This window comes from Candidatus Nitrospira neomarina (assembly GCF_032051675.1).
Classification (GTDB): domain Bacteria; phylum Nitrospirota; class Nitrospiria; order Nitrospirales; family UBA8639; genus Nitrospira_E; species Nitrospira_E neomarina.
This window is the reverse complement of record NZ_CP116968.1, coordinates 2,353,926-2,367,535: the sequence shown is the minus strand read 5'-3', so window position 1 is coordinate 2,367,535 and position 13,610 is coordinate 2,353,926. Positions and strand designations below refer to the sequence as shown.

Annotated in this window: 9 protein-coding genes; 6 read left to right on the top strand and 3 right to left on the bottom strand. The window is 53.3% G+C overall.

Going from position 1 to position 13,610, the window contains the following annotated elements:
- Positions 1-175 precede the first annotated feature (175 nt).
- The 6 genes from PQG83_RS10255 (at position 176) to PQG83_RS10230 (ending at position 6,642) form a co-directional block, all read left to right on the top strand.
- Positions 176-1,336 carry a DUF1207 domain-containing protein gene (locus PQG83_RS10255; RefSeq protein WP_312749068.1) on the top strand — a complete coding sequence of 387 codons (1,161 nt, stop codon included), beginning with the start codon at positions 176-178 and terminating at the stop codon, positions 1,334-1,336.
- A gap of 307 nt (positions 1,337-1,643) precedes the next feature.
- On the top strand, positions 1,644-2,636 hold the full coding sequence (gene pdhA / locus PQG83_RS10250) for a pyruvate dehydrogenase (acetyl-transferring) E1 component subunit alpha (RefSeq protein WP_312749066.1): 993 nt from the start codon (positions 1,644-1,646) through the stop codon (positions 2,634-2,636).
- Between the two features lie 97 nt (positions 2,637-2,733).
- Complete coding sequence (locus PQG83_RS10245; protein ID WP_312749064.1) at positions 2,734-3,702, top strand: pyruvate dehydrogenase complex E1 component subunit beta; 969 nt, start codon at positions 2,734-2,736, stop codon at positions 3,700-3,702.
- A 90-nt stretch (positions 3,703-3,792) separates the two neighbouring features.
- Entirely contained in the window at positions 3,793-5,097 is a 1,305-nt protein-coding gene (locus tag PQG83_RS10240) for a dihydrolipoamide acetyltransferase family protein (protein ID WP_312749062.1), read from the top strand.
- A 219-nt stretch (positions 5,098-5,316) separates the two neighbouring features.
- A complete protein-coding gene (locus PQG83_RS10235; RefSeq protein ID WP_312749061.1) occupies positions 5,317-5,997 on the top strand; it encodes an ankyrin repeat domain-containing protein in 681 nt (226 codons plus the stop codon).
- 93 nt (positions 5,998-6,090) lie between these two features.
- On the top strand, positions 6,091-6,642 hold the full coding sequence (locus tag PQG83_RS10230; protein WP_312749060.1) for a GlcG/HbpS family heme-binding protein: 552 nt from the start codon (positions 6,091-6,093) through the stop codon (positions 6,640-6,642).
- Between the two features lie 30 nt (positions 6,643-6,672).
- Here PQG83_RS10230 and PQG83_RS10225 read toward each other — a convergent pair whose 3' ends face one another.
- The 3 genes from PQG83_RS10225 to PQG83_RS10215 form a co-directional block, all read right to left on the bottom strand.
- Entirely contained in the window at positions 6,673-11,487 is a 4,815-nt protein-coding gene (locus PQG83_RS10225) for a response regulator (RefSeq protein ID WP_312749058.1), read from the bottom strand.
- A gap of 735 nt (positions 11,488-12,222) precedes the next feature.
- Positions 12,223-12,468 carry a GlsB/YeaQ/YmgE family stress response membrane protein gene (locus PQG83_RS10220; protein WP_312749056.1) on the bottom strand — a complete coding sequence of 82 codons (246 nt, stop codon included), beginning with the start codon at positions 12,466-12,468 and terminating at the stop codon, positions 12,223-12,225.
- Positions 12,469-12,479: 11 nt separating this feature from the next.
- Entirely contained in the window at positions 12,480-13,592 is a 1,113-nt protein-coding gene (locus tag PQG83_RS10215; RefSeq protein WP_312749054.1) for an AI-2E family transporter, read from the bottom strand.
- Positions 13,593-13,610: the final 18 nt, after the last annotated feature.

Here is a 13,610-nt window from a genome sequence, read left to right as displayed (position 1 = left end):
CTATTTTGTGAGCAGGGCTTCTTCCTGATAAACCAGGATGCCCTAACCTGACCACTCCAAAAAGAAAGTGGTCTGTGGTGCCAGCTAAGAGAACTTTCCGGTGTTCCCTGAGCGTTGAGTATTTCCTCGCGAGGTTCTTATTCCTTTTAACCTTCGGTAAGGAGCGCAAATTCCCATGACCCAACCGGTTGCTTCTCTCGCCGCAGATTCTACGGTTCCCACAACGACCCATACAGGATTGCGGAAATGGACAAACGTGATCGTGTTCCTACTCTGTTGTATTTTTGGATGGATGCCAAACGCCATCGCGGTCGAAGATTCCTACATCGCCGGATATGCCGCCGCTGTACTTCAACATGAATTTAACGCAACCAATGCCTCCTTGATCGTAAAAGACGGCGTCGTGACCGTCTATGCCGTTTCGCTCGGGACTCTGGACCGAACGAAGGTCCAGACCGCGCTGGAAAACATTCCCGGTGTCAAGCGAGTAGAAGTCATAGAGGGCAATGCCGACTCCGTGACTCCCAAACCTCCTCCATCGGATGCTATCACGCAAGAAATTCCCAAGCCCGAGTCCAAGTTTCTTCCGAATGGTCTTCTCTTCGATCCGCTTCATGCCGACCCACGTTGGCCGCATTTCTCCGTGACCTATCGTGATATTTCAAAAGGTTCCGAACCCTCAAAAACCGGCTCGGCAAATTTCGGAGAAACGTTCGCGATCTATCGGAATGCTGCGCCATTCGACGGACAATGGGAAATCGCGTTCCAGGGCGGAGTTTTCAGCGTGTTCGATTTGGACGCGTCGTCCAAAGACCTTGTCAACGCTGATTATACTGCCGGCCTTCTTGCCAGTTATCGGACCGGTTCCCTTTCCGGCTTCCTTCGCATCCATCATCAAAGTTCCCATCTTGGTGATGAATTCATTCTCAATAACCAGCCGAACAGAATCAATTTGTCCTATGAAGAAATTGATGCAAAGTTGTCCTATGAATTGTTCGACTGGTTCCGGGTGTATGGCGGCGGCGGGATACTGGTGAATCGGGATCCCGACTCGTTAGGCCGCGGCACAAGCCAATTCGGGGCCGAATTAACGAGCCCTTGGACGTTATTGAGCGGGAAGATTCGTCCGGTGGCGTATGGAGATTTTCAGGTCAATGAGAGAAGCAATTGGATCATCAACCGTTCGCTGATGGCAGGGCTACAATTCGAAAATGCCCGTATCGGCGATCGCAAACTTCAACTCTTAATGGAGTATTATAAGGGTGCTTCACCCAACGGCCAATTTTATTCTCAGCGAACCGAGTGGATCGGAGTCGGCCTTCATCTGTATTACTGACCTCCAACCTTATCGCGCCTTAGAAGTCATTGGAGAAGAAAAGGTAAGCCCCTTCCTTGATGTGGGAATTTTCCACATGCCTGACAACATGTGAAATGTGTTTCCTGGATTTTTTTGGAAAATTCCAAACGAGGTGAACCTGAGAAGGAGTCTAGGACTGGTCCTGATTTGCATGGAAGTCAAAGGGGAAGGAAAGGTAAAAAATTTTTCGGTAAAGACTTTAAAAATTGTATCGGCAGGCGATCTCTTGCTACAGTTCTTCTAACGTTACAAAGACAGCACTGAAGGAAAACGAAGACACGCAATTATGGCGAAGAGTACGGTGGAACACCATTCGAACAAGAACGATTTCTTGACATTGTACCGGGACATGCTCCTCATCCGACGCTTTGAGGAAAAGTCGGCGGAGATGTACGCCTTAGCGAAGATCGCAGGCTTCCTTCATTTATACATCGGTCAGGAAGCAGTCGCCGTGGGATGTATGCATGCGATTCGCCCGGATGACTATGTCATTACCTCCTACCGGGATCACGGACATTGTCTGGCCAAGGGGTCGGATCCCAAAAATGTGATGGCTGAATTGTTTGGAAAGGCCACCGGCTTGTGTAAAGGCAAAGGAGGATCGATGCATCTCATCGACGTCGAACGGCACTTCATGGGCGGGTATGCCATTGTTGGTGGGCATTTACCGCTTGCAGTCGGGTTGGCGTTTGCCTCACGGTATCGCAAGGAAGACCGGGTGGTTCTCTGCTTTTTTGGTGATGGAGCGGTTCCCAGCGGGCATACGCATGAAGCCTTCAATCTGGCGGCGTTGTGGAAGTTACCTGTCATCTTTATTTGCGAAAACAACCGGTACGGGATGGGTACGCCGGTTGAACGCGAGATGCTGCTGTATAAAGACATTGCCGAACGGGCCAGGGCGCATGGGATTGAAGCGGAACAGGTGGATGGGATGGATGTGCTGGCGGTGAAGGAGTTGACCGCGGGCGTGGTGAAGAAGTTGCGAAAAGAACCACAACCATACTTTATTGAGGCGTCAACGTATCGATTTATGGGTCATTCCATGTCCGATCCCGCCCACGGTCATTATCGAACGAAGGAAGAAGTTGGAGAAGCCCGTAAGCAGGATCCGTTGATTTTTCTCAAGAGCCGGATCCTTCAGGATGGCCTGGCTACCGAGGCCGACTTTAAGCAGATGGATAAAGATGTGATTGAGACGGTGACCGAAGCTGTGAAGTTTGCCGATGAAAGTCCGTTTCCTGAGCCCGGCGCGCTCCATGAGGATGTATTAGTTGAGTGAAAATTTGCTCTTACAAAGGTTAAGCCGGAAGGATCGGGGTGGTATCTCCTTCATCAATGCAACACGATGATCAATTATTTTTGAATGATGACGAACCATGTTGATTTCCTATAGGGAAGCCTTAAATCAGGCGATGCGTGAGGAAATGCAACGGGATTCCCGCGTCTTTTTAATCGGGGAAGAGGTCGGGTATTACCAGGGAGCCTTTAAAGTGAGCAAAGGCTTTGTGGAGGAATTCGGCGTTGAGCGGGTATTAGATACGCCGATTACTGAAGCCGGATTCACCGGGTTGGCCATTGGCGCGGCGATGGCTGGGTTGCGTCCCATTGTTGAATTGATGACCTTTAATTTCGGCATTCTTGCCCTTGACCAAATCGTGAATAATGCGGCGAAAATTCGCTATATGTCCGGAGGCCAGTTATCAGCGCCCATGGTGATCCGCGGGCCGGGGAGTGCGGCCCATCAACTGGCCGCCCAGCATTCGCAGAGTCTTGAAGCCTGGTTCTGCCATGTACCCGGACTGAAAGTGATTGCCCCGGCAACGCCCTCTGATGCGAAGGGATTATTGAAGAGCGCCATTCGTGATGAGAATCCGGTTATTTTTATTGAAGCGCAACTTCTCTATGGCACGAAAGGCGAGGTGGCTGAGCAGGATTACACTCTTCCGATCGGCAAAGCCGCTGTGACGCGAACAGGAAGCGATGTGACCATTGTGGCCTATTCAAAGATGGCCTTACTGGCGCTTGAGGCCGCGGAAGCCTTATCAAAGGAAGGCATCAATGCCGAAGTCATCGATCTGAGGTCATTAAAACCCCTGGATACCGATACCATCCTGGAATCTGTCAAGAAAACCGGGCGTGTCGTTATTGTGGAAGAGGGATGGGAGTTTTGCGGGTTGGGCGCTCAGATTGCCGAGACTATCTATTCAAAAGGATTTGATTTATTAGATGGGCCCATCGTGAGGGTCGCCGGTGAGGAAGTCCCCATGCCGTATGCCAGGCCGCTTGAAGATCTGGCCGTTCCCGACCAGGCTCGGGTTATATCGGCGGTCAAAGAGATCCTTTAACATGCAACCTATTTTTGTCATGACTATTTCTCCAACATTTTTCGTCATAGAGTCTTACAATGGATTTTTCTGCCATAACAGGAGAGGCTTATGATTACGCGCGTCGTCATGCCCAAGCTTACAGACACGATGGAGGAAGGAGTGGTGGTAGCTTGGAAAAAGCATGAAGGGGATGCTGTTGACTCGGGAGACATTCTGGCAGAAATTGAAACGGACAAAGCCGTCCTCGATCTGGAATCCTTTGGGTCCGGTGTCCTGAAAAAAGTATTAGTGCCCGAAGGGGAAACCGTGAAAGCCGGGAAGCTCATTGCCGTGATCGGAGAAGAGGACGATGATATTGAGGCCACGCTGTCTGAGACTTCTGAGGACCAGGCTGCAGCACGTGAACCTCAAAAGGATTCTCCTGCTCCTTCTCGAAAAGAAAAGCATTCTCCTCCGTCCCCGGCACCATCCATCCCGGCCAAGGAAGAAAAGTCCGGCAGTGCGAAGACAGAAGCCCAGGCAACAAAGGCAGAGACCCGACCGGAGGCAAAGATCAAAGTGTCGCCTCGAGCCAAGGCGCTGGCGAAAGAACAGCGAATAGATTTGTCCACAATCAAAGGAAGCGGCCCTGAAGGCCGGATCGTTGAAGCCGATATCCAGGGACAGATGGATACTCCAAAGATTCCTGAGGGGCAAACCCAGGATATTCCTCTGAGCCAAATGCGCAAGGCGATCGCTCGGGTGACCACGTCAAGCAAGGCCCCTGTCCCTCATTTTTATCTCACCACCGAAGTGGCCATGGATCAGGCCGAGCGGCTCCGGAAGCAGATGGAGGAGGTGAATAATTCCCCCTTGAGTTTAACGGTCCTGTTCGTTCGTGCGGCTGCCCTGGCTTTAGCCCGTCATCCTGAAATCAATGTGTCATTTATGGGGGAATCCCTACGGCGGCATGCCACGATTGATATCGGGATCGCGGTGGCCCTGGAGGAGGGCCTTATTACTCCTGTGATACGAAATTGCGCCGGAAAAAATATTCTGCAAGTCGCTGAAGAGATTCGTGATCTGTTTGTTCGGGCCAAAGGCCAACAGCTCACTCCGGAGGAATATGCCGGGGCCACGTTCTCTATCTCTAATCTTGGGATGTATGAGGTGGACAATTTCATTGCAGTTTTGATGCCGCCCCAGGCGGCTTCTTTGGCCATAGGGGCGGTAAATATTGTTCCAGTGGCACGAGGACAGGCCATAAAATTGTCCCGCCGTATGAAAGTCACGCTCTCCTGCGATCATCGAGCGCTTGATGGTGCGCAAGGGGCACGGTTCCTCCAGTCATTTAAACGAGCGCTGGAAAAGCCATTGGAGCTTTTTCTTCCGTTGAAAACCCCATCAACACATCACAAGCCAGCTGGCCAATAATTGGTTGTGTGCTGGTATTCAGAAGTCTCTACGAAATAGCCATTGGTTGGCGCTCGTCAGTGAGCCGAGATCGCGCCGTGCTGAAAATCCTCCATTCTTTTGCTCTCTCTTTTCCTTGCTCGACTCAGGCCTTGCCTCTACCTCGTCCCCTATGTTGACTCGACGGTCAGTGAAGCGGGAAACGCAATGGGAAATCAGGATTGACCGCAGATGGCATGCATGAAAACAATAGGACTCCTCGTGATGACCGCTTTTCTGATAGTGGTTGGGGGACCGGACTTTGTCATGTCTGAAGAGTCAAGCCGAGGGCTGGATGGAGCGTTGCTTAAAGCAGCGGAACGAAATGATGCAGCCATGATCCGGCAATTGTTGCAAAACGGGGCAAGCATTCATGCTCAAGATGACAAGGGGCAAACGGCGTTACTCTTGGCCGTGGATCGGAATCATGTTGAAAGCGCCAAGCTGTTGATTGAGGCTGGAGCGGATGTGAATGTGCAGGATCGTCAACTGGACAGTCCCGTGCTCTTAGCCGGAGCGAGAGGATACCTCGAGATTTTAAAGTTGATATTAGAGGCCAAACCTGATTTTACAATTTATAACCGGTTCGGGGGAACGGCCTTGATTCCGGCATGTGAACGTGGGCATGTTGAGGTCGTCAAGGAACTATTGCAAACCGATGTGGATATCAATCATGTGAATCGGTTGGGTTGGACCGCGTTGTTGGAGGCCATTATTTTGAGTGACGGGGGGCCCAGACATCAGGAGATAGTAGGAATGCTTATGAAGGCGGGCGCCGATATGAACCTGCCGGATGGGGATGGCATCAGCCCATTGCAACATGCCCGGACCAAAGGTTTCACACGAATCGTTAATATCCTGGAATCGGCGGGAGCCCGCTAGGGGCGTGAGATATATTGACAACGTTGCAGCCTGACCAAGACAATCGTCAGGTCAACACATGAATGATCTCAATGTTTATCAAAGGAGCGTTTCATGATCGGCAAAAAGAATCTGCAACTTACATCGGGAAAAGGTTGGTATCTATCTGGAATGGTTACCCTCAGTTTAAGCGGACTGTTCATGGCGGGCGTGTCGGCCGCCGAGCTGCCGCGTGAGGCGGTCCTGCCACTCTCACTGGCCACGAAGGCTGCAAGTGCGGCGGTGGAGCAATGCACAAAAGATGGATATCGGGTGAGTGCGGCGGTCGTCGATCGGGCCGGGGTGGTGAGGGCGTTATTACGGGAAGATGGAGCCGGCCCGCATACGGTGGATAGCAGCCGGAAAAAGGCCTACACCTCGGCCAGTCTGAAAAGGCCCACGGCAGAATTGGGTGAGTTGATTGCCAAGATGCCGGCGGTGCAAGCCTTACGGGATATGAACGAAAATATGCTTATTCTTGGCGGCGGGCTTCCCATTGAAATGGGTGGAGAGGTTGTCGGCGGTATCGGAGTTGGTGGAGCGCCCGGTGGTCATTTGGATGTCGCCTGTGCGAAGGCAGGGTTGGAGAGCATTGGTATATCCACGCAAGAAAAAAAAGAGAAGTAAGTTGAATTTTGAGTTTTCAACCGCGTGGGATCACATGACTCGTTCAGGACCAGACTGACTGTTTCTCATGGCTTCTTGAATAGTGCCGTACAGTTGGTTAACGGCCGCCTCTTTGGGAATCAATAGGAAGGCGCCCGCCCGCTTCATTGCCTCCTGGTTTGCGCCGTCGGTATGCATGGACAGGCCGATCACGTTCAAATCCGGATAAGCGGCTTTGAGGTGATTCGTCGCTTCGATGCCATTCATCCCCGGCATGTTGATGTCCATGACGACAACGTGAGGGATCAGGCGATTGACCGCTTGCAATGCTTCAAGCCCGTTTGCGGCTTCCCCGACCACTTCCACATCCTCATACCCCTCCAGCACGGAGCGCAGGCCCTGACGGACCATCGCATGATCATCAACCAGCAACACGCGGATACGTGACTCCAGAGATTTCACCGATGAGGAATTTGTTGAGCGGAATGTCGGCTGATCATTCACGGTAATTGCTTGCCCGGCCTTTTTTTCTCCCATCTCTGAGCGGTGACCTTTGGCGCCTGCCTTCGGCAGCATCAGTATGGCCGTGGTTCCACATCCTGGAGCTGACTCAATACTCAAGCTGCCGCCTAAAGACAGCATTCGTTCCCTGATACTGAAGAGGCCGAATTTGGTGGATGGGATGTTGGCGTCGGCCGCGGAGGTCTCAATAGCAACAGGATTAAAGCCAATGCCCTTATCGTGCACGGTAATTTGTAATCGTGTCTCGTCTTGAGCGAGCTGTACCGTTGCCTCCCTGGTTCCTGCATATTTCGATGCATTGATCAGGAGTTCACGAACCGATTGATAGAGCAGAATGCATTGGTCATCGGGCAGCACCGGATCGAGCTGTTGCGGCAGGCTGACATGAACCGTCAGATTGCGTTTTTTCATGTCCTCGGCCAACCATTTCAATCCCTCGGGCAATCCATGATCCCGCAACACCTGCGGGCTTAAGCCGGCGACCAGTGTGCTGGTATACGTCAACGCCTCAGATAAGATGTCATCGACCTGTTGCATCACTTCCATAGCGGTGGGAAAAGCCTGCCTAGATTGCTTCGCCTGCCCGAGTTTTAATTTTCCCAACACCAGGAGCTGCTGCAAATGATCGTGCAGCTCTGTCGCCAGCCGCTTGCGCTCCCGCTGCTCGGCCAGATTGAGTTCGGTGGCCAGGGCGCGCAGGCGTTCTTGTGACTGGATGAGATCCCTGGTCCGTTCGTCGACCAGGTCTTCGAGTTGATGGGAGAATGTCTGGAGCCGTGCCTCGCTCTGGCGCAGCGCATCCTGGACATCACGCAAATCCGTAATGTCTGTGTTGGTGCCGAACCAGCGGATAATGTTTCCGGCCGCATCGCGGATGGGGAGAGCATGGGAAAGAAACCAGTGATATTGGCCATGTTTGCCGCGCAACGGAAATGTATCTTCCCAGGGCTCACCGGTAGCCCAGGACCCTCTGAGCCCCTCGACAACCCGGTCCACATGATCGGGGTGGAGGACTTTTTTCCATCCCCAACCCTGCATCTCTGTGAGTGTGGTTCCCGTATAGTCGCACCATCGCTGATTGAACCAAAAGATCGAACCCTGTTCGTCGGCCATCCAGGCGAGCTGGCTCATGTTGTCGGCCAGGGTGCGGAAGCGTTCCTCGCTGTCAAACAGTGCCTGCTCGGCTTGTTTGCGAGCCGTGACATCCATTGCGGCGCCGAACCATTCAATAATCTCCCCCTGGTCATTGAGAATCGGAATCGCGCGTGAATACGTCCAGCCGAGTGTGCCGTCGGCGCGGATGACCCGATGTTCGAGTTCAAAGAAGCTTTTTGTCCGGATGGCCCTGTTGATCGTGTCCATCACATATGTCTGATCGTCGGGATGGAGGTATTTCTCGAGCCACATGGAGGTGGGCTCCAGTGTGTCGGCGACAAATTCGCGGCCCTCACAATGTCGCAGTTCCCTCCAGTCAGGACTCATGCGATAGATGACGTCGGAGGTGGCGCTGGTGAAGGCACGGAAGCGCTCCTCGCTTTCGCGTAAGGCCTGTTCCGCCTGTTTCCGTTCGGTATTATCTTGCACCACCGTAATCGCCCCGACCACATTCCCGGTGCCGTCCCGAAATGGCACGGCGGACACCAGTTGATGGTGCTTCATGCCTTGCTGATCGGTGTAGATGAATTCCATGCCTGGCTCGATGCTCTCGCCGCGCAAGGCACGTGCGCCCGGCCACTGGTCCATCGGCACCGGCTGGTTTGGCGCATGGAGGCTGCGCCAGCGAGTAACGGTAGCCTGGCCCGTGGACGGGAGGACTTCCGAGACAATATTTCTCATGTGGGAGTTTCTGATCATGAATTGTCCGTCAACGTTAAGGACGCCGACACCGACCGGGAGTTGCTCAATGATCGCCGTCAGTTGAGATTGGCTTTCGCGCAATTTTTCTTCCGTCATGCGTCGAAGGCGGGCCAGCTTGACATGCGATTCCACGCGCGCCAATAGTTCCCGGGCACTGAAAGGCTTGGTCAGATAGTCGTCCGCCCCTGCCTGCATTCCTTCAATTCGGGCCTCCTCACCGGCGCGGGCTGAAAGGAGGATGATGGGAATATCTGCGGTTGCCGAATTGGAACGCAATGCACGCAGTAACCCGAACCCATCTAATCCGGGCATCATAATATCGGTGAGGACCAAATCCGGCTGTTGAATGCCGACTATCTCCAATGCCTCTTCTCCATTGGTGACCGCTTCGACGTCAAACCCGGCCTGATTGAGCAGGCGACAGACGTACTCCCGCATGTCAGCATTGTCGTCCGCTAAAAGAATACGCCCCTCGGTCTGTGCGCCGTGAGTCGCAACCGGCGAACCTGCACTGGTGGGGAGTGCCTGTTGGCTTCTGCCCTGTGAAATGACGGTTTCACCTCGTTCCCGTGTAGTGATAGTTCCCGGCAGCCACCGTAATGCTTCTTCGACATAGGCCTCGCCGCGCACCGCGGTAGACGTCAGCGTGCGGGCCGCATTGATGCGGTCGGCGGGCAGGTGGCCTTCTCCCCGGGGGATGGAAATCGTAAAAAGACTCCCACGGCCGATCTGGCTTTCCACACGCACGACTCCGCCGTGCAGCCTGACCAGTTGCTGCACCAAGGCCAACCCAATCCCTGAACCTTCGTGAGAGCGGCCACGGGAGTTTTGGACGCGGTGAAACCGGTCAAAGATACGGGGCAATTCCTCGGGAGGGATGCCTGTGCCCGTGTCCCGGACTTCCAAGACGACATACCTGGTTGGATCAGGCTCTGCGGGGTCTTGAATACCTGATGGCTCTACGTTCCTCTCCCCACTGTGTAAGTGTAATGTGCACTGATCCCCCGTTTTCAGGCTCACCTCGATTTCGCCCTGGAAGGTGAATTTAAAGGCATTGCTCAGCAGGTTCAGCACGATTTTTTCCCACATATCACAATCGATATATATCGGTTCAGGAAGAGGAGGGCAGTTCACGATCAACCGCAGGCCGGCCCGCTCAACGGCTGAGCGGAATACGCTGGCGAGATCCGCCGTCAGTGCCGCAAGATCGGTCGGTTCATAGTTGGCCTGGATGCGTCCCGCCTCGATGCGTGAGAAGTCCAGCAGGGTGTTGACCAATTTGAGCAGCCGGAGGCTGTTTCGGTGCGCAATGCCGACAGCGTTGGCGGCTTCCGATGGAAGAACGCCATGCACATTCCCCAGGGCATCTTCCAGCGGGCCCAGCATCAACGTCAGTGGCGTGCGAAATTCATGACTGACGTTGGAGAAGAAGGCGGTCTTGGCGCGGTCGAGTTCCGCCAGCGCCTCGGCACGTTTGCGTTCCTCCTCATACGAACGTGCCTTGTTCAAGGCATTTGCGACGGCCTCAGCCAGGAGGTCAAAAAATGTCCGGTATGACCCATCGAGAGGACGTCGCGAACTGACCCCGGCAATCAAAAAACCAAAGGGCTGGGCCAGGCCTGACAGGATGATTCGCAGGACGACGGCTGTGTCAGGACTTTCCTCATACGGCCCGCAGGGTGTTCCTCCAAAATATTGCCTCAACCCGTTCACAACAATGCTTTGAGTTTCCAGTCCCTCCTGGAGCGGCCAGATCATTGGTTCAGATGAATCGAAGCTGATGTTTGGCGGAGTGACCGGTATTCCGGCTTTGACACCTGTGCAATGCGCCAACCGGGCTCCATTGCCGTCTTCCTCCAATTGGTAGAGTATTGCAAAGGGGACATCGAGTTCGGCGGCTGCGATTGAGTCGCCGATCACCCTCATGGCCTCGTCGATTGAAGTTGTTTTCCCACTCCGTTCGGCCAGTTCGCGTAGGAGGCGGAGCCGTCGTTCGGCCAGCGTGTGTTGTGTGAGCTCCGTGACCGGGTGAAAGAGGCCGCCAATGCCGCCGGACTCATCGCGGATCGGACTGAAGGAGAAGGTAAAGAACGTTTCTTCGAGGAAGCCCAGACGATCGAGAAACATGCGCTGGTTCACCAGAAAGGCTGTTTTGCCGTTGGCGGCGCTTTCAAAAGCTTCGCCGATCGCAGGCCATGCGGAATACCAGCATTCTTTAAAATCCTGGCCCATCGAATGGGGATGCTTATCACCGCAAATCGGCCAATAGCCGTCATTGTAGATCTGGGTGCGTTGCGGTCCCCAGGCAATACTGATGGGAAAATTTGACGCGAGGGCAAGACTGACAGTCGTACGCAGACTTTGAGGCCAGGAATCGATTGAACCCAATGGTGTTTTGGACCAGTCCTTCGTGCGGACGAGCTTTCCCATCTCCCCGCCGCCTGTGAGCCAGTCGCCACCAGCCTGACTTTTTTCGGGGTTGCTCATTGCTCGTGACCAGGTTGATGGTTACGCACGGCTGCAGTCCCGGCCGCTGTATATTGGCAGGTGAACGAGATTTGACAGGCAGGTCGGGGAGCGATCCACATAGTCCAACACCTAGCGTGTCGTCATCTGATGGCCTACTCGTCCAAAAAGATAATATGTCATTAAGAGTTAGGCTTCCGTTGAAGTCGAATGCCCGGGTCTCTCAGTTCGATTCCATGGCTGAAGCACTGGCCAAATAGGAAAAGCATCAGCGCATTTCCGGTCCTGGACAACACGGCATCGGCTGAAAGAACCGACGGGCACTATATCAAAAAGAGGGCTGGATGCTCAAAAAGTGTCGAGCTGGTTTTGGTCGGGAAGGATCCGACAGGCAAGTGAACCACCGATCGGAAGACCGTCTTTCGTCCCTTCCCGAAAAGCTAGCTGATAAGATTACGCCGCACCACACTCTGTAGGAACAGACGAATTTTCCATTGCCAAGGGAAAATTATTCAGTTCAGCATGCGCGTCGTATTATTTCTGGTCAATAGGTCGCTGTAGCCCTGGGTTGAAGATTTCCCGCAATCATTTGATAATAAAAGAGGTTCAAGTCCATGCGCCTTTCCCTCTATTCATGCCGCCAAAAAAGTGACTTCTGACGATCCGCTCATGTTAGCCAAGGCTGCCGGTCTGCGGCGGGATTTCCAGACTCCTTCTGGGACGTGACGGATAAGCATTATCTTTTGACAGCCACACTCAACGACTGGTGATCATTCGATAGAGCCAGAGAAACAGAATAGCTCCGATCACCGCCATCACAAATCCAACGGGGTCATCCTGCCCGTAAAGTCCCATCAATCGGCCAATGAAGCCACCGAAGAGTGCTCCGATGATGCCGATGGCAACCGTTGCAAAAAATCCACCGGGATCTTTCCCGGGCATCAGCAGCTTTCCAACGATTCCCACGATGAGTCCAAATACGATCCATCCCAATATACTCATGATCATGTCTCCTATAATTTTAGCGTAGTTTCCAAGGTGCGCACCGATTCAGGTTTCACCAAAAGGCAGGATGATTGATAATTTTCCCGGTAGATTTGAAAAACCGCCACAAAAATTCCAAGGAGGATCGGTCCGAGAAACAACCCGAGGAAGCCAAAGTAGGCTAGACCGCCGAGTGTGGCAAAAAACAGAAACAGGACCGGTAAATCTGCGCTCGATCCCACCAGAAGGGGTTGCAGAAAATTATCCATGAGCCCCACCAATCCGACTCCCACACCGATCATCACCAGCCCTTTCCAAACCGGAGCCGTGAAAAAAAGGTAGACGGCCACCGGTCCCCACACGAGGGCCGTGCCGCCGACAGGCAAGAGAGAAAAAAGGGCGCTCAACGCACCCAGAAACACGGGAAAAGGTACGCCGAGAGCTGCGTAAGCCAGTCCTGCCGTGAAACCTTGGGCTAAGGCAGTCAACAGGGTACCTCGAACGACGGCAACAACCACGTGGTCAAGGCGTTCAAAGATTACCGCCTTATAGCTCTCTTCGATGGGTATAGCATCATAAAACGCACGATACAGCCGATGGCCGTCGCGGAAGAGGAAAAACAACGTAAAAATAATGATAAAGAAATTGGTGATGAGTGAAATGGTATTTCTGGCCAGGCCGCTCACACTCGTGAAGAGGACCCCGCTGACGGCCTTGCTTCCTTCAATAATGGAGGCTTGAACATCTCCATAGGCGATGATAAACCGGCCCAGCAGCGGTTGGGAAAGATGGCCGATGATCGGCAATCGGCCAATATATTCCGGCAGCCGGTTCAGGCCGTCAGCCTGCACCCACGCGACGGCAGCTTGATACGCATGAATGGTTTCACTAATGACCAGAAATAAAAGATATGCGAAGGGGAGGACGGCCAGTAGGGTGACGCTGATTGTGCTGAAAGCAGCGGATAATGTGGACCGGCCGTGGAGGGCTCCGGTCATGCGCTGATACATCGGATAAAAAAGCTTCACCAATATGAGCGCCCACATGATGGAGGTAAAGAACGGAGCAAACATCACACCCAACAGATAAAGCAAAAGGGAACAGAAAATCAGAAAAGCGACTGTGAGGACCTGTTGAGGCATTTACGTGGACGCTGCCAT